The organism is Streptomyces sp. NPDC018693, from assembly GCF_044391385.1.
GTDB lineage: Bacteria > Actinomycetota > Actinomycetes > Streptomycetales > Streptomycetaceae > Streptomyces.
This window is the reverse complement of record NZ_JBIRZZ010000015.1, coordinates 39,321-59,144: the sequence shown is the minus strand read 5'-3', so window position 1 is coordinate 59,144 and position 19,824 is coordinate 39,321. Positions and strand designations below refer to the sequence as shown.

The 19,824-nt window shown below is 72.8% G+C and carries 18 protein-coding genes; 8 read left to right on the top strand and 10 right to left on the bottom strand.

Translation table 11 applies throughout. The annotated features are described in order from the left end of the window. Positions 1 to 106 precede the first annotated feature (106 nt). From ACH5AC_RS30600 to ACH5AC_RS30585, 4 genes are all read left to right on the top strand, one after another. Complete coding sequence (locus tag ACH5AC_RS30600; protein WP_398865474.1) at positions 107 to 2,134, top strand: glycoside hydrolase; 2,028 nt, start codon at positions 107 to 109, stop codon at positions 2,132 to 2,134. A gap of 135 nt (positions 2,135 to 2,269) precedes the next feature. Beyond that, positions 2,270 to 3,115 (top strand): SDR family NAD(P)-dependent oxidoreductase, encoded by an 846-nt coding sequence (locus tag ACH5AC_RS30595; RefSeq protein ID WP_398865473.1) that lies wholly within the window; start codon positions 2,270 to 2,272, stop codon positions 3,113 to 3,115. A 102-nt stretch (positions 3,116 to 3,217) separates the two neighbouring features. After that, complete coding sequence (gene hpnR / locus ACH5AC_RS30590) at positions 3,218 to 4,714, top strand: hopanoid C-3 methylase HpnR (protein ID WP_398865472.1); 1,497 nt, start codon at positions 3,218 to 3,220, stop codon at positions 4,712 to 4,714. Between the two features lie 33 nt (positions 4,715 to 4,747). Further along, positions 4,748 to 5,647 carry a DMT family transporter gene (locus ACH5AC_RS30585; protein WP_398865470.1) on the top strand — a complete coding sequence of 300 codons (900 nt, stop codon included), beginning with the start codon at positions 4,748 to 4,750 and terminating at the stop codon, positions 5,645 to 5,647. 4 nt (positions 5,648 to 5,651) lie between these two features. Here the strand turns inward: ACH5AC_RS30585 and ACH5AC_RS30580 are convergent, their stop codons facing one another. The 6 genes from ACH5AC_RS30580 to ACH5AC_RS30555 all read right to left on the bottom strand — a co-directional run bounded on the left by ACH5AC_RS30580 (position 5,652) and on the right by ACH5AC_RS30555 (position 11,572). Beyond that, complete coding sequence (locus ACH5AC_RS30580) at positions 5,652 to 6,941, bottom strand: glycosyltransferase (RefSeq protein ID WP_398865469.1); 1,290 nt, start codon at positions 6,939 to 6,941, stop codon at positions 5,652 to 5,654. 262 nt (positions 6,942 to 7,203) lie between these two features. Next, positions 7,204 to 7,395 carry a TrkA C-terminal domain-containing protein gene (locus tag ACH5AC_RS30575; RefSeq protein WP_398865468.1) on the bottom strand — a complete coding sequence of 64 codons (192 nt, stop codon included), beginning with the start codon at positions 7,393 to 7,395 and terminating at the stop codon, positions 7,204 to 7,206. Between the two features lie 200 nt (positions 7,396 to 7,595). After that, the gene (locus tag ACH5AC_RS30570) at positions 7,596 to 8,018 is read right to left on the bottom strand and encodes a CBS domain-containing protein (RefSeq protein WP_398865467.1); all 423 of its coding nucleotides are present in this window, start codon (positions 8,016 to 8,018) and stop codon (positions 7,596 to 7,598) included. A gap of 82 nt (positions 8,019 to 8,100) precedes the next feature. Then, entirely contained in the window at positions 8,101 to 9,432 is a 1,332-nt protein-coding gene (locus ACH5AC_RS30565) for an erythromycin esterase family protein (protein WP_398865466.1), read from the bottom strand. A 77-nt stretch (positions 9,433 to 9,509) separates the two neighbouring features. After that, positions 9,510 to 10,943, bottom strand: a complete 1,434-nt coding sequence (locus ACH5AC_RS30560) for a SpoIIE family protein phosphatase (RefSeq protein ID WP_398865465.1) — start codon at positions 10,941 to 10,943, stop codon at positions 9,510 to 9,512. Between the two features lie 26 nt (positions 10,944 to 10,969). Beyond that, a complete protein-coding gene (locus tag ACH5AC_RS30555; protein WP_398865464.1) occupies positions 10,970 to 11,572 on the bottom strand; it encodes a sugar O-acetyltransferase in 603 nt (200 codons plus the stop codon). Between the two features lie 365 nt (positions 11,573 to 11,937). Here ACH5AC_RS30555 and dhaK point away from each other — a divergent pair, with 365 nt between their 5' ends. Genes dhaK through ACH5AC_RS30540 form a run of 3 tightly spaced genes read left to right on the top strand, consistent with a single transcriptional unit; the run spans position 11,938 to position 13,995 of the window. Next, on the top strand, positions 11,938 to 12,930 hold the full coding sequence (dhaK, locus tag ACH5AC_RS30550) for a dihydroxyacetone kinase subunit DhaK (RefSeq protein WP_398865463.1): 993 nt from the start codon (positions 11,938 to 11,940) through the stop codon (positions 12,928 to 12,930). Positions 12,931 to 12,977: 47 nt separating this feature from the next. Further along, complete coding sequence (dhaL, locus tag ACH5AC_RS30545) at positions 12,978 to 13,577, top strand: dihydroxyacetone kinase subunit DhaL (protein ID WP_398865462.1); 600 nt, start codon at positions 12,978 to 12,980, stop codon at positions 13,575 to 13,577. A gap of 7 nt (positions 13,578 to 13,584) precedes the next feature. After that, positions 13,585 to 13,995: a PTS-dependent dihydroxyacetone kinase phosphotransferase subunit DhaM gene (locus ACH5AC_RS30540; RefSeq protein WP_398865461.1), complete on the top strand. Its 411-nt coding sequence runs from the start codon at positions 13,585 to 13,587 to the stop codon at positions 13,993 to 13,995. 218 nt (positions 13,996 to 14,213) lie between these two features. Here ACH5AC_RS30540 and ACH5AC_RS30535 read toward each other — a convergent pair whose 3' ends face one another. Continuing rightward, entirely contained in the window at positions 14,214 to 15,344 is a 1,131-nt protein-coding gene (locus tag ACH5AC_RS30535; RefSeq protein ID WP_398865460.1) for a glycoside hydrolase family 75 protein, read from the bottom strand. Positions 15,345 to 16,018: 674 nt separating this feature from the next. Between ACH5AC_RS30535 and ACH5AC_RS30530 the strand changes: the two genes are divergently transcribed. Further along, positions 16,019 to 16,570 carry a hypothetical protein gene (locus ACH5AC_RS30530; RefSeq protein ID WP_398865459.1) on the top strand — a complete coding sequence of 184 codons (552 nt, stop codon included), beginning with the start codon at positions 16,019 to 16,021 and terminating at the stop codon, positions 16,568 to 16,570. Positions 16,571 to 16,576: 6 nt separating this feature from the next. Here the strand turns inward: ACH5AC_RS30530 and ACH5AC_RS30525 are convergent, their stop codons facing one another. From ACH5AC_RS30525 to ACH5AC_RS30515, 3 genes are all read right to left on the bottom strand, one after another. Next, on the bottom strand, positions 16,577 to 17,125 hold the full coding sequence (locus ACH5AC_RS30525; protein WP_398865458.1) for a PadR family transcriptional regulator: 549 nt from the start codon (positions 17,123 to 17,125) through the stop codon (positions 16,577 to 16,579). Positions 17,126 to 17,165: 40 nt separating this feature from the next. After that, positions 17,166 to 19,181 carry an FAD-dependent oxidoreductase gene (locus ACH5AC_RS30520; RefSeq protein WP_398865457.1) on the bottom strand — a complete coding sequence of 672 codons (2,016 nt, stop codon included), beginning with the start codon at positions 19,179 to 19,181 and terminating at the stop codon, positions 17,166 to 17,168. A 111-nt stretch (positions 19,182 to 19,292) separates the two neighbouring features. Continuing rightward, on the bottom strand, positions 19,293 to 19,820 hold the full coding sequence (locus ACH5AC_RS30515; RefSeq protein WP_398865456.1) for a hypothetical protein: 528 nt from the start codon (positions 19,818 to 19,820) through the stop codon (positions 19,293 to 19,295). Positions 19,821 to 19,824 lie beyond the last annotated feature (4 nt).

Genomic DNA, 19,824 nt, shown 5'->3' with positions numbered 1-19,824 from the left:
CGCCGAACTCCGCCGCATGTCTTGACGTGTTCATTCTTGTGGTCAAGCATCCCTTCAGCTCGACCGGTTCTGCTTGTTTTTGTTCGGTCTCGTTGAAGGGATGTTCATGCCCAGCAGACGTCGCGCAGTCCGAGCCGTAGCGCTCGCCCTCCCCCTGGCCCTCGGAGCGGGGCTGGCCACCGCACCCGGCGCCGGCGCGGAGGTGGCGAGCACGGTCACGGTGCGCATCGATCCGTCGTACCAGCAGCAGGAGTTCGAGGGGTGGGGCACGAGCCTGGTCTGGTTCGCCAACGCCACCGGCGGCTACCCGGAGCCCATCCGCAGACAGCTCGTCGACATGCTGTTCGGCCCTGACGGTCTGCGGCTGAACATCGCACGCTACAACATCGGCGGCGGCAACGCCCCGGACGTGCGCAAGGACTACATGAAGACCGGCGCCACCATGGAGGGCTTCTGGAAGGCCCCCGAGGGCACCACCCGGGAGGACATGGACTGGTGGGATCCGCAGAACCCGGACCACTGGAACTGGTCCGCCGACGCGGGCCAGCGGTGGTGGATCGACCAGATCAAGGACAAGGTGACCCGCTGGGAGGCGTTCAGCAACTCACCGCCCTGGTTCCAGACCGTCAGCGGCTATGTCTCCGGCGGCTTCGACGCGAGCGCCGACCAGATCCGCGCGGACCGGGTCGACGACTTCGCCACCTACCTGGTGGAGGTGACCGACCGTCTGGAGAAGGAACACGGGATCGAGTTCGACACCATCGCGCCGCTCAACGAGCCCAACACGCCCTACTGGGGCACCCAGCTGGGAGCCGACGGCCGGCCCACGGGCGGACGCCAGGAGGGCGCGCACGCCGGACCCGCGCTCCAGCAGAAGGTGATCCTCGCCCTGCGACGCGCCCTCGCCGGAGCCGACACGCACGCCACGGTGTCCGCGATGGACGAGACCAACCCGTCCGTCTTCACCACCAACTGGAACGCGTACGACGCGACGGCACGGGCCGCCGTGGACCAGCTCAACGTGCACACGTACGGCACGGGCATGCGCACCAGCGCCCGTGACGGCGCCAAGGGCGCGGCCAAGAAGCTGTGGATGAGCGAGGTCGAGGGCACCTGGGGCAGCGGCACCGACTTCACCAGCATGGAGCCCGGCCTCGGCATCGCCTCCCGGATGGTCGGTGACCTGCGGGAACTGGAGCCGTCCGCCTGGGTGTTCTGGCAGCCGATCGAGGACTCGATCCCGCAGGCCGCCGCCGGCAAGAACTGGGGCAGCATCCACGTCCCGTTCACCTGCACGGCCGAGGACACCCTGGAGACCTGCCCGATCAGGGCCAACAGCAAGTTCCACACCATCCGGAACTTCACCCACCACATCCGCCCCGGCGACCGCTTCGTCAAGACCGACGACGCGTCCAGTGTCGCCGCCGTACGGAAGTCCGGCACCGGCGCCACGGTGGTGCACGTCAACGAGGGCACCACGGCGCGCACGGTGACCCTGGACCTGTCCCGCTTCGGGTACGTCGCCCCGTGGGCGTCCGTCACACCGGTGGTGACCAGCGCCGAGGGAGCGCTCGTGCAGGGCGCGCCGGTGCGGGTGACCGGGCGGTCCGCCACGCTCACCGTGCCCGCCAAGTCGGTGACCACCTTCCGCGTCCTGGGTGTCGGCGGGGTCGCCCGGGACGCCGCGCTGGTCCAGCCGGGCCATGTGTACCGGCTGCAGGGCGTGCAGAGCGGCAGGTCCCTGGCCCCGAACGACGAGGGCACCGGGCTCGTCATCCGCACCGACGACACCGCCTCCGGGGCCCAGCTGTGGTCCGTGTGCAAGGTGACCCCCGGGAAGACCAACCGCGAGCGCTACACGCTGGTCAACCACGCCACGGGCCAGCGGCTCGCGGTGCGGGAGGGAAGTGCCGTGCTGGAGGAGCCGGGCAGCGGGCCGGCCGACCGGGCGGCCCAGTGGATCATGTCCACGACCGGCGACGGCACCTGGACGTTCGTCAACGCCGCCACCGGCCGGCTCCTCGACGTCTCCGGGCACGCCACGGCGGACGGCTCACGGGTGACGACCTGGACACCCACCTCGGGGGCCAACCAGCGCTGGGCCGTGACCGACGAGACGCCGCCGCGCGGCTGAGCGGCCATGCGGTGACCTTCGTGTTTCGGACGGTGAGGGCCGGGATACCTCTCTCACCCGTCCGCCCGGAGCCGTGGACAGCGGCAGCCCCCTGCCGTCCTCCCGACGCCCACCGTCCTGACCGAGGTCACCGCCATGTCGCACGCCGCCCCCGGACCCCGCCCCGTCCCCGCGATCCCGCTGACCACCGAACCACCCTCACCCTGTCGGACCCAGCACCCCGGTGACGGGGCCGTACGGCAGAAGGCCGCCCTGGTGACCGGCGCCTCGTCCGGCATCGGGGCGGCCCTGGCCCGCCGGCTGGCCAAGGGGGACTGGCGGCTCGTCCTGAACGGCCGGGACACCACGCGGCTCAACCGGGTCGCCGCCGAGGCGTGCGCCACGCCCTTCCCTGTGGATCTCGCCCATCCCGGGGCGGACCGGCGGCTGGCCGACTTCGCGCTCCACCACAGCGGCCGGGTGGACCTGGTGGTGGCGGGCGCCGGGATCGGCTGGGCAGGGGACTTCACGGCCATGCCCGAGTCCGCCATCGAGGAGGTGATCAACGTCGATCTGCTCGCCACCATGCGGCTGGTGCGGCAGCTGCTGCCGCACATGGTCGAGGCCCGCACGGGCCGGGTCGTGCTGATCGGATCGGTGGCGGGTTCCGTCGGGGTGCGCGGCGAGGCCGTCTACTCCGCCGCCAAGGCGGCACTCGCCGCCTTCGCCGAGGCCGTGCGCTACGAGCTCAAAGGCACCGGCGTGGGCGTGACGCTGGTCGTCCCCGGTCCGGTGGACACCCCGTTCTTCGAGCACCGCGGCACGCCCTACCTGCGCAGACGACCGAGGCCGGTGTCCCCCGAGCGCGTGGTGGACGCCGTGCTGCGGGCCGTCCACCGCGGCCGCGACGAGGTGTACGTGCCCGGCTGGCTGCGCCTGCCGGCCCGGGTGCACGGCACCGCCCCGGCGCTCTACCGCGGACTCGCCGCCCGGTTCGGCTGAGAGGCGGTGTCTCGACCGTCCGGGTGGGTCCACCGCCGGCCCGGTTTCGGCGCGCGTCGATCCGGATACCCAGCGACAGCGGCCATCGCTTCGAGGTGATCCATGAGACTGCTGCTCGTCCACCCCAGCGCCCTGCTGTACTCGGAGATCTTCCTCCGTCTGGAGCCCCTCGGCCTCGAACGGGTGGCCGGCGCCGCGCGTCAGGCAGGTCATGAGGTCCGGGTGGTGGACCTGCAGGTCCTCACCCACCGGCACCTGGACGAGGAGTTCCGGTCCTTCCGCCCGCAGGCGGTCGGTGTCTCGCTCAACTACCTGGCCAACATCCCCGAGGCGATCCGTATCGCCCACCGGGCCAAGGCGGCCGTACCCGGATGCTTCGTGTTCTTCGGCGGCCACAGCGTCTCCTTCGTCGCCGAGGACGTCCTGGAGCAGGCCGAGGGCAGCGTCGACGCCGTGATCCGCGGCGAGGGCGAACCCGCGATCGCCCCGCTGCTGGAGGCGGTCCGCGACGGGGGCGTGGACGCCGTGCCGGGAGCGATCACCACCTCGGGGCGGGGCCCCGCCCCCCGGATGCTCCACAGCATCGACGGTCCACGCCCCGCCAGGGACCTGATGCGCAGGCGCCGCAAGTACTTCATCGGGGAACTCGACCCCTGCGCCTCCATCGAGTTCACCCGCGGCTGCCCCTGGGACTGCTCCTTCTGCTCCGCGTGGACCTTCTACGGCCGCAGCTACCGCAAGGCGTCGCCGGAGGCCGCCGCCGACGAGCTGGCCTCCGTGCGGGAGCCGAACGTCTTCGTCGTCGACGACGTCGCCTTCATCCGCCCGGAGCACGGCGACGCCATCGCGGCGCAGATCGAGCGCCGGAAGATCGCCAAGCGCTACTACCTGGAGACCCGCGCCGACGTCCTGCTGCGCAACACCGACGTCTTCGCCCGCTGGTCCCGGCTCGGCCTGCGCTACATGTTCCTCGGCATGGAGGCCCTGGACGCCGAGGGACTCGACCGGTTCCGCAAGCGCGTCGACCCCGACGACAACTTCCGCGCCCTGGAGGTGGCCCGCAGGCTCGGCATCGCCGTCGCCATCAACCTGATCGTCGACCCGTCCTGGGACGCCGCGCGGTTCCGGGTGGTCCGCGAGTTCGCCCTGTCCGTGCCGGAGATCGTGCACCTCACCGTGATGACGCCCTACCCGGGCACGGAGATCTGGCACACCGAGGCGCGCCGGCTGACCACCCGCGACTACCGCCTGTTCGACATCCAGCACGCCGTCGTCCCCACCACGCTGCCCCTGGACGAGTTCTACCGGGAACTGGTCCGCACCCAGGCCGTCATCAACCGCAAGCACCTCGGCCTGAGCACCGCCCTGGGCGCCGCCCGTGTCCTGGGCCGCAACCTCCTGCACGGCCAGACCAACTTCGCCCGCATGCTGTGGAAGTTCAACCAGGTCTACAACCCGCGCCGGCAGTACGCGGACCACTTCCGCCCGGTCCGCCACGAACTCCCGCTGCCGCCGCACCTCCCCGTCGACGACCGCCGCGAGCTGTACGTGCACACCCGGCCCGCCACACGCACCAGGCCCCCCGGCTCGTCGGCCTGACCGGCTCCGCACGGTCCCGAGCCACGGCCCGCCATGCCGATCGCCGTCCTCGCCGCGCTGGCCGCCGGCGCCTGCTTCGCAGTGGCCGGTGTGCTGCAGCAGCGGGCGGCCAGCAGACGGCCGGACAGCGAGACGCTCTCCTGGAGACTGCTGCGGCAGCTGGCCCGGCAGCCGCTGTGGCTGACCGGCATCGGCCTGGCCGTCCTGGCCTACGGGTTCCAGTCACTGGCGCTGGCCTTCGGACCGCTCAGCCTGGTGCAGCCGCTGATCGTCAGCGAGCTGGTCTTCGCGATCCCGCTGTCCGCCCGGCTGGCGCGGACGCGACTGGGTGCCCGGGAGTGGGGCGGCATCCTCGCGGTGACCGGCGGTCTGGCGCTCGCCCTGGCCACGGCGCGGCCGCACGGCGGTGTCCGGCCGGCCGTGGGGCTCGGCCCGTGGCTGTGGACGGTGGCCGCGGTCGGCGTGGTCGTGCTCGCCGCGCTGGCCGTGCGCCGCTGGGCCGGCGGGACCTGGAGGGCGTCGTCGACGGCCCTGGCCGCCGGGGTGGTCATGGGTTTCCAGTCGGTGCTGCTCGGCGTCACCGTGTCGCGGCTGGAGCGGGAGCCGCTGTCCGTCGTCACCGCGTGGCAGACGTATCTGCTGGTCCTCGTGAGCGTCTGGGGGCTGCTGCTCATCCAGAGCTCGTTCCAGGAGGGGCCGCTGGCCGCGTCGATGACGGTGTTCGACACCACGGAACCGGCGGTGGCGATCGCCGCCGGCACGGCCCTGTTCGGCGAGACGCTGCACCACGGCTGGCCGACGTCGGTGTTCACGGCGCTGGGCGTGGCCCTGGCGCTCTTCGGGATCGTACGTCTGGACTCGTCGCCGGTGGTCGTCGCGCTGCACCGGCAGGAGACACGCGGACGTCGGGCCGGGCCTGACACTCAGCGGTGAGACCTCAGGCGCGCCGCGACTCCTGCGCGCGCTTCGCCGCCTCCTGCCAGACCGGCAGCAGGTCGTCGGCGAGCACCCGTGCCCAGGTGGGGTGCCGGTCCCGGGCGGTGGCGGCCGCCCGCCGACCCATCGAGCGGCGCGGCTCCGGCCGCGCCGCCAGCAGGCACAGCGCCTCCGCCCAGCCGGCCGCGTCGTCGTCCCGCACCACCAGGCCGTCCCGGCCCGGCGCGGCGAGCCACTGGGTGGTACGGGCGCCCGCGGGGAGCACGACGGGCAGCCCGGACGCCATCGCCTCGGCGACCACGTTGCCCACCGTCTCGGTCCAGGACGGCAGGGCGAACACGTCGCACCCGGCGTACACGCCCGCCAGCCGGTCCTGGGGCACATGTCCGAGCAGCGTCACATCGGGGCCCAGCAGGCGCGCGATCCGGCCCTGGTCGGCGCCGCTGCCCGCCACCACCAGATGCACCGGCTGCCGCGCCCTGGCCCTGCGTACCGCGTCGGCGAGCAGCAGGGCCCGCTTGGTCTCGTCCACCCGGCCCACGAACAGGACCAGGGTCCGGTCGGCGGGCACGCCGTGGGCCCGGGTGAGCGCGGTGCGGGCGGCGGGGTCGGGGTGGAACCGCTCGTGGTCGAGGCCGCGGCGCAGCAGCGACACCCGGTCGGGGCCCACCACCGAGTCGATCTCCGTCCGGTCCTGGCCGGACCCGACCAGCACCCGGTCGCACATCCGCAGCAGCCTGTCGCGCCGCCGTCGTACGGCCGCACCGGCCAGCTCCGCCGCCCCGCCCACCGGAACGGGCACCCGGCGGGCCAGCTGCCGCACATACAGGGAGGCCAGCGCCGGCACGTCCGTGTGCACGGAGCCGACCAGGCCGGGTCGCTGCGCCCCGGACCGGGCCGCGCGGCGGGCGAGACGGCCGGCCGTCGAGGCGAAGGCGAAGGTGTGGGTGAGGTGCCAGACGTCGTGGAGCGGCAGCAGCCGGGACAGCCAGGGATGCCAGGGAGCGACGTCGGCGACGTCGACGCCGCCGACCGCCGGCATCAGCGGGGCGGTGCTGAGCACCGGCCGCAGGCTGACGAACCGGACGTGGGGCGAGAGCGGCTCGACGCGTTCGCGGTCGCCGAGGACGTACACGGTCAGATCGACGACGGCACCGGCGTCGGCCGCCGCCTCGGCGAAACGCTCCCAGCACTTGACGTGGCCGCCCGCCGAACCGGTCCTGAACAGTTCCACCAGCACCGCCACGGAGAGCGGCCCCGGGCACGCCCCGTCGACGAGCCTCTCGCGCATGGCCCCTGAGTACCCAGGAGGCACCGACTTCCACCGGCGGGCATGCCCGCGTCAGGAAGGTGTCAGCAATGGGTTGATCCACGGTGTGGCGGGTTATGAGTGAGGAGTCCGCTCATCAGCCTCTTCCCGCAGGAGCTCGCGATGTCCGATGTGGCTTTCGTCCTCGCCGCCGTCGGGGTGTTCGCCCTGGTAGGTGCGATAGCCCGGGGTGTGGGCCGACTGTGAGCGGCGCGATGGCGCGGCGGCCTCCACCGGTCCTCGGTCAGCCCGGTTCGGCGAAGCTCTCCACAGCCTGGATCTTGTCGGTGACGATGATGACGTGGCCCTTCTCCATGACGGTCTCCCCGGTGGCGTGGGTGAAGTCCTCGCCCGGCCGCTCGATCCCGACGACGGTGACGCCGTACTTGCCGCGTACCGCGCGCTCGACGAAGCCGAGCGCCGCCGCGTCGTGCACGAGGGCATGCGTACCCGGCTCGCCCGGCCCGGGACGGGAAGCGGTCCGGACCGGCGCTCCACCGGAGCGGACCCCCCGGCCGCTCCTCGCCGGGGCACAGGCTGCGACGTCATACGAACCCCCTGCCGGGCCCGCTTCCACGGGCACCGGCCCTCATTGTCGCGGCGCGCCGCCCGGCGGGGAAGGCGGCAGGGAGCGCCCTACGTGTTCGGCTCCGCGGTGCTGATGTCGGCGAGGGCGGACCGGGGATCGCGTTCGACGGCAAGATCGCCGAGGCTGAGCGCGCCGACGAGCCGTCCGTCGTCGATGACCGGCAGCCGCCGCAGGGCGTGCTCGCGCATCAGCCGCACGGCCACGTCGATGTCGTCCTGCGAGGAACAGGTGACCAGGTCGTGGCTGCACACCTCACCGACGGTCGTGGACGCGGGATCCCGCTGGTCGGCGATGGCCCGCACCACCAGATCGCGATCCGTCACCAGGCCGCGGACCTCGTCCGCCTCGGCGACGATCACATCGCCGATGTTCCGCTCCCGCATCAGCTGCGCCACCTCGGTGAGCGGCGTCCGCTCGGTCACCGTCACCGGATCCCGCGTCATGACCTCCTGCACATGCTGATGAGCCATGGCCTCCTCCGAGTGTGTGCGGACCGGGACGAGCCCCGGCGGTACCTGTGGGAACCGGCGGGTACCCCGCACGCGGCGGGCGTCACACACCCACCGGCCAGGTCTGTTCCTCCCGGCTCTCCGCGGCCAGGGGGCGCAGCGGTGTGAGCGCGTGGGTGTGGTCGAGGTAGCAGAAGGCGTCGTAGCGCTGGGCGAGGGCGGTGGGGACGTAGTTGCCGACGCGTTCGTACCGCGGCCGGTAGACGACGCCGACCGCCCGGTGGCCGTGCTCCTCGTGGAACCACTCCCCCCGGCCGGAGGTGGGCGGTCGCTGGAGCTGCACATGGGGGAAGACGAACAGGGCACGCTGACCGGGCAGCGCCCTGTGCAGCAGGTCCTCCAGGCTGCCGGTGCGGGCGGGCGGCATCTCCATGACCTTCGGTACGTCGCCCCACGCGTCCGCGGCGATCACGGTGCCGGAGTACGAGCCGAACCCGACCAGCACGACACCCTTGCCGATATGGCGCTCACGCACCAGCTGGCCGACGTTGACCATGCCCACGTCGGCCATGTCTGTGGCGCGGGCGTCCCCGATATGCGTGTTGTGCGCCCAGACCACCGCTTTGGCGTCGGGGCCGTGGTGTTCCATCAGCCGGTCCAGGGTGTCGGCCATGTGATGGTCGCGGATGTTCCAGGACTCCGGGCCGCTGTCCAGCATGGCCCGGTAGTAGCGCTCGGCGCCGGAGAGCACCTCGGCGTTCTGCCGGGCGGCGAACTCCGCGAGCGAGCCGTCCGGGGCGGTCGTCCGCGCGGCCCGTCGCCGCAACTCCGTGAGCAGGGAGAGCACCTGCGGCTCACAGCCCTCGGGCAGGTAACGGGTGGCCACCGCGTACGACTGCGGGTCCTCGGCGTACGGCTCGAAGCAGCGGTACGTCTCCAGGGCGTGCTCCACCCGGTCGGGGTCGTGGTCGCGCAGGTGGTCCAGCACCGCGTGCAGCGACTCCCACAGGCTGTAGACGTCCAGCCCGAAGAAGCCGACGCGCCGCTCGGGAGGCAGCCCCTCGTTGTGCCGGCGCAGCCACCGGGTGAAGGCGGCCACGTCCGTGTTGCCCCACATCCACGTCGGCCAGCGCCGCAGCCCCGCCAGCACGTCACGGGGATCCTCGGGTGCGCCCGGCGCGGCGGTCACCGAGGAGTGCACCGCCTGGCAGTCGGGCCAGTCGCCCTCCACGGCGACGAAGGAGAAGCCCTTCTCCTCGATGAGCCGACGCGTCAGCACGTCCCGCATCCGGTAGTACTCGGCGGTGCCGTGGGACGCCTCGCCCAGCAGCACGTGGCGCGCGTCTGCGATCCGCTCCATCAGCGGGTCCAGCGACGCCTGACCGTTCAGAGGCAGGGCCTGGCTCCGGATACGGGCCTCATCGCTCTCGGGCACGACGCACTCCCCACGTCCGCAGGTACGTCACCGGGTTCCCGTGGTCGGCACCGCCACACCCGCCGGCGGCGCCCCGGTCACGGCCCGTGGCGGACCGGGCGGGGCTGTTCCGCCCAGATGGTCTTGCCGTTCGGCGTGTGGCGGGTGCCCCAGCGGTCGGCGAGCTGACCGACGAGGAACAGGCCGCGGCCGCCCTCGTCCAGGGCGCGGGCGCGGCGTGCGTGGGGCGCGGTGCTGCTGGCGTCGGAGACCTCGCAGATCAGGGCGGTGTCGTGGATGAGCCGCAGCTGGATGGGGGCCTCGGCGTACCGGATGGCGTTGGTGACCAGCTCGCTGACGATCAGCTCGGTGGTCGGGACGGCTTCCTGCAGACCCCAGGTCATGAGCTGGTCGGTGGCCCGTCGGCGCGCGTCGGCGACGACGACGGGCGCCGAGGGCAGCTCCCAGGTGGCCACCTGCGCGGGGCCCAGGGCCTTGGTGCGGGCCACGAGCAGGGCGACGTCGTCGTCCGGGTGCTCGGGCAGGAGTGCCGAGATGAGGTGGTCGCAGGTGGCGTCCAGGGACGGGGTGGGTTCGGCCAGCGCGTGGGCGAGTTCCCGCATTCCGGTGTCGATGTCGCGGTCGTGGGTCTCGACCAGCCCGTCCGTGTACAGGACGAGGAGGCTGCCTTCGGGCAGCCGGACGTCGATGGCTTCGAAGGGGAGGCCGCCGACCCCGAGCGGGGGGCCCGGGGCCAGGCGGAGGAAGTCCACGGAGCCGTCCGGCATGACGACGGCGGGGGCGGGGTGACCGGCGCTGGCCAGGGTGCAGTTGCGGGAGACCGGGTCGTAGACCGCGTACAGGCAGGTCGCGCCGACCTCCCCGGCGGCTTCGATGCCCTCTTCGATCTCTTCGAGGATCAGGTCGTCGAGGTGGGTCAGCAGCTCGTCGGGCGGAAGATCGACATCGGCCAGCGTACGGATCTCGCTGCGCAGCTGCCCCATGGTGGCGGACGCGTTGATGCCGTGGCCGACGACATCGCCGACCACCAGGGCCACCCGGGCGCCGGAGAGGGGGATGACGTCGAACCAGTCGCCGCCCACACCGGCCTGCGGATCGGCGGGCAGGTAGCGCATCGCCGTCTCCGCCGCGGGCTGGGCGGGCCGGTGGTACAGGAGCAGGCGGCGCTGCAGGGCCAGGTCCGCGCCGTCGGCCTTCTGCGGGGCGGCGTGGATGAACCAGCCGACATGGTCATCGGCACCTACCAGCGGGTAGGCCCGTACGTCGGCCTCGATGGTGTGGCCGTCCCGGTCGCGCAGCGCGACCCGCCCGGACCACGGCTCCTGCTGTGACAGGCTCCGCCACGCCGACTCCGGAAGGCGGGCGGCGAGAAGCTCGGCCGCCGGACGTCCGACCGCCTCGCCGGGCTCGTACCCGAGCAGCAGCCGGGCGTCCCGGCTCCACCCGGCTATGACGCCCCGCGCGTCCACGGCGGCCGCGGCGTGTTCCGCCGCCAGGGTGTGGTCGTACATGCCCTCACCCCCTTCTTCCCATTGTCCTACCGGGTACGTGTGGTGAGGTCCTCGTCCGTGATGGGGCGGAGCACCCGGCAGGGGGTTCCGACCGCGACGGTCATCGGGGGGATGCTGCGGCTGACGACGCTGCCGGCGCCGATGACCGACCCGTATCCGATGCGCACGCCGGGCAGGACCACCGCGTTGCTGCCGATCCACACGTTGTCCTCGATCACGATCGGCTCGGAGAACCGTCCGAAGTCGGCGCGCCGTGAGGGGTGCACCGGGTGTCCCGTCGTGGTCAGTGTGACGCTGGGCGCGATCATGACACCGTTGCCTATGCGGATGTCCACGTCGTCGACGAACGTGAGGTTCACGTTCCCGAAGAAGTCGTCGCCGATGTGCACGTTGCTGCCGAAAGCGGCGTGGAACGGCGGCAGCAGCACCGTGGGGTTCCCCGACCGAGCCGAAGATCGCGACGAGCAGCGCTCGACGCTTCTCGTGTCGCCCGGTGGTGTGTGGTTGAACTCGAAGATCTGCTCGGTGCGATGCCGGGGCCCCTGGAAGGCGGCTTCCGACTCGGTGTAGACCAGCCCCTTGGCGATCCGCGCCAGTACCTCTTCCTCATCCTCATGAGCATGCGTCACAGGAGGGACGCTCCTTTCAGGACCCAGGCGGCGAAGGCTTCGACGCCGTCCACGACCGCTTCCGCGCGCCGGGCAGTTCGGCGTGGACGACGGTGCTGTCGGAGGCCCTACCCCGCCGGCTCCGGGAAAAGCCCGGCACTTCCTCCTCACGCGGGCCCTGTCGACGAAGACGACGGGGAAGGGGTGGTGCAAGGCGTCCAGGATCGGTGAGGTGTCGCCGCGCGGCCGCCGCCACGCGGTGCTCTCCGGGACGACCGCCTTGGCGCGGCGTTTGCCGACCATCGTCCCGTGGCAGGTGACCTTCGCTGCCGCAAGGTCGATACTGCCCGCAGAAGGGGCTCCGAACATCCCACTAGGAGGTATCCATGAGGATGCTCATCAACGTCCCCGAGACCGTGGTCGCCGACGCGTTGCGGGGCATCTCGGCCGCGCACCCCGAGTTGACGGTCGATGTGGAGAACCGGGTGATCGTACGGCGGGACGCGCCCGTCGCCGGGAAGGTGGGGCTGGTCTCCGGCGGGGGGTCGGGGCATGAGCCGCTGCACGGTGGTTTCGTGGGGCCGGGGATGTTGTCGGCGGCCTGTCCCGGTGAGGTGTTCACCTCACCGGTGCCCGATCAGATGGTGCGGGCGGCGGCGGCCGTGGACAGCGGGGCCGGGGTGTTGTTCGTCGTGAAGAACTACACCGGTGACGTGCTGAACTTCGACATGGCGGCCGAGCTGGCCGAGGACGAGGGCATCCAGGTCGCCAAGGTGGCCGTCAATGACGACGTCGCCGTGACCGACAGCCTCTACACCGCCGGACGGCGCGGCACCGGTGCCACGCTGTTCGTCGAGAAGATCGCGGGCGCGGCGGCGGACGAGGGGCAGCCGCTGGAGCGGGTCGAGGCGATCGCCCGGCAGGTGAACGAGAACGCCCGCAGTTTCGGTGTCGCCCTGAGCGCCTGCACCACGCCCGCCAAGGGCAGCCCGACCTTCGAACTGCCGGACGGCGAGCTGGAGCTCGGCATCGGTATCCACGGTGAGCCGGGGCGTGAGCGGCGGCCGATGATGACCTCCGGGGAGATCGCCGACTTCGCCGTCCACGCGATCCTGGAGGACATGACCCCGCGCAATCCGGTGCTCGTGCTCGTCAACGGCATGGGTGCGACGCCGCTGCTGGAGCTGTACGGCTTCAACGCGGAGGTGCAGCGGGTGCTGGCCGAGCGCGGTGTGGCCGTCGCCCGCACGCTCGTCGGCAACTACGTCACCTCCCTCGACATGGCCGGCGCCTCGGTCACCGTCTGCCAGATCGACGAGGAGCTGCTGCGGCTGTGGGACGCGCCGGTGAGTACGCCGGCCCTGCGCTGGGGCATGTGAGACGGCGTACGCCGGTGATCGACCCACCTGTCACGCAAGGAGATCCCGTGCTCGACGCCGACTTCTTCCGCCGCTGGATGACGGTCACCGCCGCGTCCGTCGACCGTGAGGCGGAACGGCTCACCGCTCTCGACTCCCCCATCGGGGACGCCGACCACGGCAGCAACCTCCAGCGCGGCTTCGCCGCGGTGAGGGCCGTACTGGAGAAGGAGGTGCCCACGACCCCCGGCGCGGTCCTCGTGCTGGCCGGCCGGCAGCTCATCTCCACCGTCGGCGGGGCCTCGGGGCCGCTCTACGGCACTCTGCTGCGGCGTACCGGCAAGGCGCTCGGCGACGCCGCCGAAGTGAGCGAGGAGCAGCTGGCGGAGGCGCTGCGCGCGGGTGTGGACGCCGTGATGCAGCTCGGTGGGGCCGCCCCGGGCGACAAGACGATGGTGGACGCGCTGGTGCCGGCCGTCGACGCGCTGACCGACGGGTTCGGTGCGGCGCGGGCCGCCGCCGAGCGGGGGGCCGAGGCGACGGTTCCGTTGCAGGCACGCAAGGGCCGGGCCAGCTATCTCGGCGAGCGCAGCATCGGGCACCAGGATCCCGGCGCCACGTCGTCGGCGCTGCTGATCGCCGGGCTCGCCGAGGCGAACGGGGAGTGAGGCGCCCATGAGTGACGACAAGACGGTCGGGATCGTGCTGGTCTCGCACAGCGCCGAGGTGGCCGCCTCCGTGGCCGAGCTGGCGCGCGGCCTCGCGGGCGGCGGCGCGGCGGTGCCGGTCGCCCCGGCCGGGGGCACGGAGGGCGGCGGGCTCGGCACCAGTTCCGAGCTGATCGCCGCCGCGGCCGCCTCGGTGGACCGTGGCGCCGGGGTCGCCGTCCTCACCGATCTGGGCAGTGCTGTCCTCACCGTCAAGGCACTGCTCGCCGAGGGCGACGAACTGCCGGACGGCACCCGTCTGGTGGACGCCCCGTTCGTGGAGGGCGCGGTGGCCGCGGTGGTCACGGCGGCGGCCGGGGCCGACCTCGACGCGGTGGAGGCGGCGGCCAGGGAGGCGTACGACTACCGGAAGGTGTGAGCCGGGCGGAGTGCTCGGCGGCGACACGCGAGTCCGCGGTCGGCACCGCGGCCTGGATCGGGGGGTGGGCGGCGCCTTCGGCGAGGGCTCAGGCGAGCGCCGGTTCTGCCTCGTCGCAGGACCGGAGCCAGGCCGCACGCGGGCCGGCGCCCACCCGGCGTCGGAGGCGCGCGCCGTCACCCCGCCACCCCGCCCTGGCGCCGTGGCGCCGGACGGCACTACCGCACATCTGATCGCCCCTCCCGCCCCTTCGACGGCCCCGTTTCCACCACCCGCCGCTCCCGCACCTTGGACCGCCCGACCATCTCCCCCTGCCCCTCCAACACCTTCAGCCGCCCCACCATCTCCCCCTGCCCCACCGGGACCTTCAGCCGCCCCACCGTCTCCCCCTGCCCCACCGGTCCCTTCGACTGCCCCGTTTCCACCACCCGCCGCTCCCGCACCTTTGACCGCCCGACCATCTCCCCCTGCCCCTCCAACACCTTCAGCCGCCCCACCGTCTCCTTCCGCCCCACCGCCCCCGTCCGTTTGTCCCCCGCATCCGCCCGCCCCACGAACCCCGCGGGCGCATCCCGGTTCCCCGGCCGCCCGGCCGCCCCCGTCCATGCGCGTCGTGCGGTCGGAGCCGCCGTCGGGGTGGATGGCGCAATGTCCTCCGTCCGTACGAACAGGCGTGCCAGCCGCTCCCCCGTCGCCACCGCCGCCTCGTGGTCCTCGATCGGTTTGACCTGGGTGTTTCGGAAGACGATGTAGGTGACGCCGGACGGGGCGCCGCCGCCGTGCGGGTCGGGGCGGATGCCGAGGGACTTGGCGGCGGCGTAGGACGCCTCGCCGATCACGTCGCGGGGACCGGTGTCGCCGACGACCGCGTAGCGGACCCGGTCGCGGTAGATCAGCGCGGCGACCGAGCCGCCCCGCACCCTGTGCTCGTGGTGGTCCCAGAGGCGGCTCGCGGCCGGAACGACGATATAGGGGAGCTGCTCGGCGCTCAGGTAGCGGCCGTCGGACTGCTCGAACGCCGTGCTGGAGGAGAAGTACGGGTCGGTGCGGCCGTTGCAGCGCTTGGTCGGGCGGCCGTCGCAGTCGATGTCCAGGTCGGCCTTCCAGAAGACGGCGTCCCGGGTGCCGCAGACCGGCACGGTCGCGGGTGTGCCCGCGTCGGTGCGATAGCGGCCGCGTGAGACGGGGACACAGTCCCGCACCCGGGCCAGCAGGTCGGCGGCGCTCACGGAGCCCTCCTGCGGCGGCACCGGTTCGTGCGCCGCAGGCGAGACCTGGGGTGCGGGCGGCGAGGTCGCGGCCAGCAGGGCGAGGCCGGCCGCGGCCAGGGTCAGCGACGGGGCACACACGATAGCGGGACCCTCTCGTGGGGAGGACTGACGGGCACTCAGCCCAATCTGGGTCCGGTCGCGCGCGGGAGCCACCCTGAGGGGGCCGTACGGTGCACGGCCTCTGACGATCTGGCAGGCACCGGGCGGCCGGTGTCCGTGTCGGCACCGGCCGCCCGGCCGCCCCGCAGGCGCGGGATCAGCGACGACAGCGGTCCGCGCCCATGGCACGAACTCCCCAGCCCTCTCGGGGAGTTCGGCCGTGAGGAACTTCAGCATACGTAACCCACCGGGGCGATCACCAACGTCCAGGCGGAGCAAAGCGCCGAGGCGTTGTGCTGCGCGATTGCGCTGCCGAGCCACGACACACGTCTTCACCTGGGGGCCCGCCGCTCGACCGGGCGTCGTACAGCTTCCATGTCGGGCGGCAGGACGGGGGCACGTACCGGGTGCGGCTGCGGGCCCGGCTGCCGGACGCCGCCCAAGGCGCCTTGTCGGCGGAACGTACGGTGACCACGGGGGTCCGCCGACCGGGCCGGCCATGGGCCGTCCGGAGGAATCCGTCACCTGCCCGGCGGCGCCGCGGATGCGGGGCGGGGCCGGGGCGCGTTGGCTGCCCCTGAGGCAGCACGGGCGCACCCGACCCTCGGCGGCGCAAGGGATGTACCGCCAACCGTGCCGCCGGAGGTGCTCCCATGCCCAAAGCTCGTACGTTCCTACGTCCCTTCCTGCGTCCGGGACTGACCGCGGCAGCCGCCGCCGCGCTTCCCCTCGCCCTGGCCTCCGGACCGGCAGCCGCCCAGGGATCGGGGATCTCGGTGAGCACGACCGGCTCCACGGTGTCGGTGGTGACCAGCGCCTGCACCCTGATCAACGGCAGCTGGGGCACCGCGGCGCTGCTCACCAGCAGCCAGGCGAACTTCTCCGAGGGGCGCCAGGTGGCGCTGTCGGGGACCACCGTCAGCCAGTCCGCCGCCTGGTCGAACGTCAGCCCCGGCACCTACACGGTGGTCGTCATGTGCTCCAATGCGACCACGGCCGGCAGCCAGTCCGTGATCGTGTCCGCGCCCGCCACGCGGACCCCCTCCCCGACGGCCTCGCCCTCACGGGGGGTGATGGGCGGCCAGGGCGGTTCGATCGAGGACTTCGGCACGGTGACCCTGGCGGCGGGCGGCGCGCTGGTCGGCATCGGGATCATCGCGGCGGCCTGGTTCCTGCGCCGACGCTCGAAGCCGTACCGGCTCTGATCCGGGTCAGTCCTCCACTTCGGCGAACTCCGCGAACTCCGCGAGCGCGTGCGTGAGCCACCCGGTCCAGAAGGTCTCGAGGTCGATGCCGGCGCGCAGCACCAGATGGCGCAGCCGGTCCTCGGGGGCGTCCCGGCCGGGCGGGAAGTCGCGCCGCTCGATCTCCTGGTACTCGGCCAGCTGCCGCCGGTGCAGATCGAGATGGCGGCGCAGATCGGCCTCCAGGCCGGCCGTACCGACCACGGCCGCGGCGCGCAGCCGCAGCAGCAGCGCGTCGCGGTGCGGCTTGGGGTCCTGCGCCGCGGCGGTCCAGCGCTCCAGTTCGGCGCGGCCCGCGGGCAGGACCTCGTAGCTCTTCTTCTGCCCACGGGCCGGCTGCTCGCCGGGCAGGGCCCGAATGTGGCCGTCGGCCTCCAGTTTTCCCAGCTCACGATAGATCTGCTGGTGCGTCGCCGACCAGAAGTAGCCGATCGACCGGTCGAACCGGCGGGTCAGCTCCAGGCCGGAGGACGGCTTTTCCAGCAGGGCGGTGAGGATCGCGTGCGGGAGTGACATGGGGTCATCCTAGGGACCGGGATCGTCCTGGGGACGGCCTCTAGAGGGCGGCCGCGACCTCGGTGCCCTGCTTGATCGCGCGCTTGGCGTCCAGTTCGGCGGCCACGTCGGCGCCGCCGACGAGGTGGGCGCTGCGCCCGGCGGCGAGCAGCTGCTCGTACAGGTCGCGGCGCGGCTCCTGGCCGGTGCACAGCACGACGGTGTCGACCTCCAGGACCGTGCTCTCCTCACCGACGGTGATGTGCAGCCCGGCGTCGTCGATCCGGTCGTAGCGCACGCCGGGGACCATGGTGACTCCGCGGTGCTTGAGCTCGGTGCGGTGGATCCAGCCGGTGGTCTTGCCGAGGCCGGCGCCGACCTTGGTGGTCTTGCGCTGGAGCAGGTGGACGGTGCGCGGCGGGGTCGGCCGCTCGGGGGCGGCGAGGCCGCCGGGTGCCTTGTAGTCCATGTCGACGCCCCAGTGGCGGAAGTACGTCGCCGGGTCCTCGCTCGCCTTGTCGCCACCGTCGGTGAGGTACTCGGCGACGTCGAAGCCGATGCCGCCGGCGCCGAGGATCGCGACGCGGTCGCCGACGGGGGCGCCGTCGCGCAGGACGTCGAGGTAGCCGAGGACGCTGGGGTGGTCGACGCCGGGGATGTCGGGGGTGCGCGGGGTGACGCCGGTGGCGACGACGACCTCGTCGTAGTCGGCCAGGTCCCCCGCCTCGACACGGGTGTTGAGGCGTACGTCGATCGCCCGCGCGGCGAGCTGGTGGCGGAAGTAGCGCAGCGTCTCGTCGAACTCCTGCTTGCCGGGGACCTTGCGGGCGACGTTGAGCTGACCGCCGATCTCGCTCGCGGCGTCGAAGAGGGTGACCTGGTGCCCGCGTTCGGCGGCACTCACCGCGCACGCGAGGCCCGCCGGTCCCGCGCCGACCACGGCGACGCGCTTCTTCAGCCGGGTGGGGGCGAGGACCAGTTCGGTCTCGTGGCAGGCGCGCGGGTTGACCAGGCAGGAGGTGATCTTCCCGCTGAAGGTGTGGTCGAGGCACGCCTGGTTGCAGCCGATGCAGGTGTTGATGGCCTCGGGCGTGCCGGCCGCGGCCTTGTTGACGAAGTCGGGGTCGGCGAGCATCGGACGGGCCATGGACACCATGTCCGCGCAGCCGTCGGCAAGCAGTTCCTCGGCGACTTCCGGGGTGTTGATGCGGTTGGTGGTGACCAGCGGGACCGACACCTCGCCCATGAGCTTCTTGGTGACGAAGGTGTACGCGCCGCGCGGCACGGAGGTGGCGATGGTGGGGATGCGGGCCTCGTGCCAGCCGATGCCGGTGTTGATGAGGGTCGCGCCGGCCTGCTCGACGGCCTTGGCGAGGGTGATCACCTCGTCGAGCGTGGAGCCGCCGGGGACCAGGTCGAGCATCGACAGCCGGTAGATGACGATGAAGTCCTCGCCGACCGCCTCACGCACCCGGCGCACGATCTCCACGGGGAAGCGCATGCGGTTCTCGTACGAGCCGCCCCAGCGGTCGGTGCGGTGGTTGGTCGGCGCGGCGATGAACTCGTTGATGAGGTAGCCCTCGGAGCCCATGATCTCCACGCCGTCGTAGCCGGCCCGCCGGGCCAGGCGGGCGGTGCGGGCGTAGTCGTCGATGGTCCGCTCGACGTCGGCGTCGGTCAGCTCGCGGGGCGGGAAGGGGCTGATCGGCGCCTGGAGGGGGCTGGGGGCGACGAGGTCGCGGTGGTAGGCGTACCGGCCGAAGTGGAGGATCTGGAGGGCGATCCGGCCGCCCTCGCGGTGGACGGCGTCGGTGACGACCGTGTGCCGCTCCGCCTCCTCCTCGGTGGTGAGCTTGGCGCCGCCCTCGTAGGGCCGCCCCTCGTCGTTGGGGGCGATGCCGCCGGTGACGATGAGGCCGACGCCGCCGCGGGCCCGCTCGGCGTAGAAGGCCGCCATCCGCTCGAAGCCTCGCTCGGCCTCCTCCAGGCCGACGTGCATCGAGCCCATCAGGACGCGGTTGGGCAGTGTGGTGAAGCCCAGGTCGAGCGGGCTCAGCAGGTGGGGGTAACGGCTCATCGGGCCCTCCGTGCGCGGTGTCGTCCCTGTAGTTGTAAAGGCACCGCACCCGATTGTGCAACTAGTTGCACAATGGCTCGGGCTTGACGTCGGTCACACCGTCGGTCCTGGTCAGCCGCAGCCGCGCACCGGCCGCAGTGCCGTGACCCGGTCGAGCGGGACGGCGGCCGTACGACCGTCGGCGCGCAGGGTGACGAACCCGTCGCCGCCCTGGCGCAGTGCCCCGCAGACGGTGACGGTGCCGGTGGAGACCTGGACCAGGCTCTCGGAGGTGCCGCGCTCGGGCACCGGCCACCAGGACGCGGCGGCGGACAGAGCCAGCAGGACGACGGAGAGGAAGGTCAGGACGATGCCGGCCCGGAGAGTACGGCTCGCGCCGGCGGCGTGGCCGCCGTACAGCGGCCAGGCGACCGTGCCCACCAGCACGACCGCCAGACAGGCCAGGGCGAGGGCGGACAGCGCCAGCACGGCGGCTGCGATCTGGATGCCGCGCGGCACCTGGTCGGGGCCGGAGCCCTTGAGGATGCCGCAGAGCCCCACGAAGCCGAGCACGGCGAGCTGCACGCCGTGCCATCCCTTCGCGGCCGTCCGCAGCCCGTCCGTCTCCCGCGCCCCCAGCGGCGCGCCGCCCTCCGTCATGGGG

Bases quoted from the DNA above. Each gene is read 5' to 3' on its own strand.
- ACH5AC_RS30600 (WP_398865474.1), top strand. From the start codon at position 107: ATGCCCAGCAGACGTCGCGCAGTCCGAGCCGTAGCGCTCGCCCTCCCC.
- ACH5AC_RS30595 (WP_398865473.1), top strand. From the start codon at position 2,270: ATGTCGCACGCCGCCCCCGGACCCCGCCCCGTCCCCGCGATCCCGCTG.
- hpnR (WP_398865472.1), top strand. From the start codon at position 3,218: ATGAGACTGCTGCTCGTCCACCCCAGCGCCCTGCTGTACTCGGAGATC.
- ACH5AC_RS30585 (WP_398865470.1), top strand. From the start codon at position 4,748: ATGCCGATCGCCGTCCTCGCCGCGCTGGCCGCCGGCGCCTGCTTCGCA.
- ACH5AC_RS30580 (WP_398865469.1), bottom strand. From the start codon at position 6,941: ATGCGCGAGAGGCTCGTCGACGGGGCGTGCCCGGGGCCGCTCTCCGTG.
- ACH5AC_RS30570 (WP_398865467.1), bottom strand. From the start codon at position 8,018: ATGGCTCATCAGCATGTGCAGGAGGTCATGACGCGGGATCCGGTGACG.
- ACH5AC_RS30560 (WP_398865465.1), bottom strand. From the start codon at position 10,943: ATGTACGACCACACCCTGGCGGCGGAACACGCCGCGGCCGCCGTGGAC.
- dhaK (WP_398865463.1), top strand. From the start codon at position 11,938: ATGAGGATGCTCATCAACGTCCCCGAGACCGTGGTCGCCGACGCGTTG.
- ACH5AC_RS30540 (WP_398865461.1), top strand. From the start codon at position 13,585: ATGAGTGACGACAAGACGGTCGGGATCGTGCTGGTCTCGCACAGCGCC.
- ACH5AC_RS30530 (WP_398865459.1), top strand. From the start codon at position 16,019: ATGCCCAAAGCTCGTACGTTCCTACGTCCCTTCCTGCGTCCGGGACTG.
- ACH5AC_RS30525 (WP_398865458.1), bottom strand. From the start codon at position 17,125: ATGTCACTCCCGCACGCGATCCTCACCGCCCTGCTGGAAAAGCCGTCC.
- ACH5AC_RS30520 (WP_398865457.1), bottom strand. From the start codon at position 19,181: ATGAGCCGTTACCCCCACCTGCTGAGCCCGCTCGACCTGGGCTTCACC.
- ACH5AC_RS30515 (WP_398865456.1), bottom strand. From the start codon at position 19,820: ATGACGGAGGGCGGCGCGCCGCTGGGGGCGCGGGAGACGGACGGGCTG.